2 protein-coding genes and 4 pseudogenes are annotated in these 2,866 nt (G+C 68.7%); 4 read left to right on the top strand and 2 right to left on the bottom strand.

Annotation, left to right across the window (positions count from 1 at the left end; translation table 11 throughout):
• Nucleotides 1–316, bottom strand: a pseudogene (locus BFF76_RS11715) (lysine--tRNA ligase); the annotation flags it as partial.
• Between the two features lie 147 nt (nucleotides 317–463).
• Between BFF76_RS11715 and BFF76_RS34415 the strand changes: the two are divergent.
• The 4 genes and pseudogenes from BFF76_RS34415 to BFF76_RS33690 all read left to right on the top strand — a co-directional run.
• Nucleotides 464–677: pseudogene (locus BFF76_RS34415) on the top strand (arginine--tRNA ligase); the annotation flags it as partial.
• A gap of 2 nt (nucleotides 678–679) precedes the next feature.
• Nucleotides 680–1,312: pseudogene (argS, locus tag BFF76_RS33700) on the top strand (arginine--tRNA ligase domain-containing protein); the annotation flags it as partial.
• Nucleotides 1,313–1,314: 2 nt separating this feature from the next.
• A pseudogene (gene argS, locus BFF76_RS33695) lies at nucleotides 1,315–1,678 on the top strand (arginine--tRNA ligase domain-containing protein); the annotation flags it as partial.
• A gap of 2 nt (nucleotides 1,679–1,680) precedes the next feature.
• A partial coding sequence (locus BFF76_RS33690; protein ID WP_244167259.1) for a DALR anticodon-binding domain-containing protein occupies nucleotides 1,681–1,945 on the top strand: 265 nt, incomplete at its 5' end.
• Nucleotides 1,946–2,227: 282 nt separating this feature from the next.
• Here BFF76_RS33690 and BFF76_RS11700 read toward each other — a convergent pair.
• Nucleotides 2,228–2,866 (bottom strand): DUF6232 family protein (locus BFF76_RS11700; RefSeq protein ID WP_338058034.1); only part of this gene is annotated, 639 nt, incomplete at its 5' end.

Here is a 2,866-nt window from a genome sequence, read left to right as displayed (position 1 = left end):
GCTTGCCGATGTGCGCGTGCCAGGAGTCGTCGACGCCCTCCACGCCGTTCGGCACCTTGCGGTAGCGGTCGTAGTCGTCCCAGGAGATCAGGTGGCGCACGGTGTGGCCGCGGCGGCGGATCTCGTCGGCGACGAGGTGCGGGGTCATGACCTCGCGGAGGTTGCCCAGGTGGATCGGGCCCGAAGGGGAGAGCCCGGACGCGACGACGACCGGTTTGCCAGGCGCACGTCGCTCCGACTCGGCGATGACATCGTCCGCGAAGCGGGAGACCCAGTCGGTCTCGGTGCTGCTCTGACTCGAAGCCACGGTCGGCACGTCCTTCTCTCGTGTAGGACTCGTAGGGGCGTCCCCCAGCAGGGGCACCCCCATTCTCCCAGGTACCACCCGCAGCGCGAAAACGGCTTTACACCCCGTGGGATACTGGGGTGATCCCTTGTCCTCTACCGAAACGGCAGCCGGCTCATGGCTTCGGTCCCCTCCCTCGCTTCCACGCTCCAGCAGCAGCTGGCGGACGCCCTGACGGCAGCGCTGCCGGATGCCGGCACCGCGGACCCGCTGCTGCGCCGAAGCGACCGGGCCGATTTCCAGGCCAACGGCATCCTCGCGCTCGCCAAGAAGCTCAAGGGCAACCCGCGCGAGCTGGCCTCCCGGGTCACGGCGGCCCTCCCGGCCGGTGNNGCCGCCGACGGCGACCGGCTCGGCGTACCGCTGAAGCCCGCCCCGGGCACGACCGTGATCGACTACGCCCAGCCGAACGTGGCGAAGGAGATGCACGTAGGCCACCTGCGGTCGGCGGTCATCGGTGACGCGATGGTCCAGATCCTCGAGTTCACCGGTGAGAACGTCGTCAGGCGCCACCACATCGGCGACTGGGGCACCCAGTTCGGCATGCTCATCCAGTACCTCTTCGAGCACCCGGGCGAGCTGAAGCACGAGGGCGACGAGGCGGACGGCGAGGCCGCCATGTCGTCGCTGAACCGCGTCTACAAGGCGTCGCGGGTCCTGTTCGACTCCGACGAGGAGTTCAAGGCGCGCTCCCGCGACCGGGTGGTGGCCCTCCAGGCCGGCGACCCGGAGACGCTGGCGCACTGGCAGCGCTTCGTCGACGAGTCGAAGATCTACTTCTACTCCGTCTTCAACAAGCTCGACATGGAGATCGCCGACCCCGACATCGTCGGTGAGTCCGGCTACAACGACATGCTCGAGGAGACCTGCCGGATCCTGGAGGAGACGGGCGTCGCCGTCCGTTCCGAGGGCGCGCTGTGCGTGTTCTTCGACGACGTGAAGGGCCCGGACGGCAACCCGGTCCCGNNCTGGCTGAACGAGGACGTCAAGGCGCACCAGCTGGCCTTCGGCACGGTCCTCGGCAAGGACGGCAAGCCGTTCAAGACCCGTGAGGGCACCACCGTCCGGCTGGAGGACCTGCTGGACGAGGCGGTCGAGCGGGCCACCGCGGTGGTCCGGGAGAAGGCCGGGAAGGTGGGCCTGACCGAGGACGAGATCGTCGAGAACGGCCGGTACGTCGGCGTCGGCGCCGTGAAGTACGCGGACCTGTCGACCTCCGCCGTGCGGGACTACAAGTTCGACCTGGACCAGATGGTGTCGCTGAACGGCGACACTTCGGTGTACCTCCAGTACGCCTACGCCCGGATCCGCTCCATCCTGCGCAAGGCGGGCNNGGCCGAGCGCGCGCTGGGCCTGCACCTGGACCAGTTCGGCGAGGTCCTGGCCGAGGTGGCCGAGGGGTACGAGCCGCACAAGCTGGCCGCGTACCTCTACCAGCTGGCCTCGCACCTCACCACGTTCTACGACCAGTGCCAGGTGCTCAGCCCCGACAACGCGCCCGAGGTCGTCGAGAACCGGCTGTTCCTCGTCGAGCTCACCGCACGCACCCTGCACCAGGGCATGAAGCTGCTCGGCATCAGGACGCCCGAGCGCCTCTGACCAGGCAGCCGACCCGCCTCCGGGGCGCACCACTGGATCGCCCGTGCGGGACNNCGGCCTCGCCGGTGAGGGCGGGCAGGTTGTCGTCCAGGACCCGGGCGCTGACCGGCGGGAGCTGCTCCCGCAGATCGCCGAGCAGCCGCAGAAGTTCCTGCACCGCCTCCTGCAGCTCCGGGGACGCCGGCTCGGCACCGGAGGAACCGAACGTGTTATGCACGATTCCCTGGTTGCCCGTCCCGCCGTACATGCTGACCTGGTCGCCGATGTGGTAGCTGTCGCCGCTCATGAATTCGCAATCCCCACGTTCCCCGAACCCCCGTACATGTTGATGTTGTCCCCGAAGTGGTAGATCTGCGGACTCGCGCTGATCCCCTCCACCCGCACCGTGAACTCGGCCTCCGGATGGTCGATCGCGTACGAGATGTGACCGACGAGCTGCCGCAAGTGGTTGGGGTCGGCGCTGGTCACCATCGCGGTGGACTGACCGGATGTCTCCACGGCCAGCACGAAGTGCGAACGGGCCGTCAGGACGGGGGTCAGCTCCGACACGAAGTAGGCCAGCGTGGCCAGCGTCACGATCCACACGAAGGTGATGAGCCCGCCACCACCGCTGTCGCCCGGCTGCCCGAAGGACGCCAGGGACGTCGTCAGCCAGATGAGTACGGTGAACCCCGTCGCCACAGAGATGGACAGCGCCACCCTCTTGCAGAAGAGCGCTGTCGCCTCCTTGCGCCGCGGGCGCAGGACGAAGGTGAAGACGCGGGCGATGTTGTGCAGCGGATACGCGGCCTCCCCCACCCACAACAGCCGCTTGCTGACCCGCAGATCGACCGCCTGCGCCAGAGGCGGCGGTGGAGGGGCGCTGCTGGGTCTCGGCGGTACGGCCGGCATCTCCATCGGTTCCCCCTGTGTCGCGTGGTC

Origin of the sequence: Streptomyces mutomycini, assembly GCF_001700505.1 — a bacterium.
Classification (GTDB): domain Bacteria; phylum Actinomycetota; class Actinomycetes; order Streptomycetales; family Streptomycetaceae; genus Streptomyces; species Streptomyces mutomycini.
This window is presented reverse-complemented; position numbering and strand designations above follow the sequence as displayed.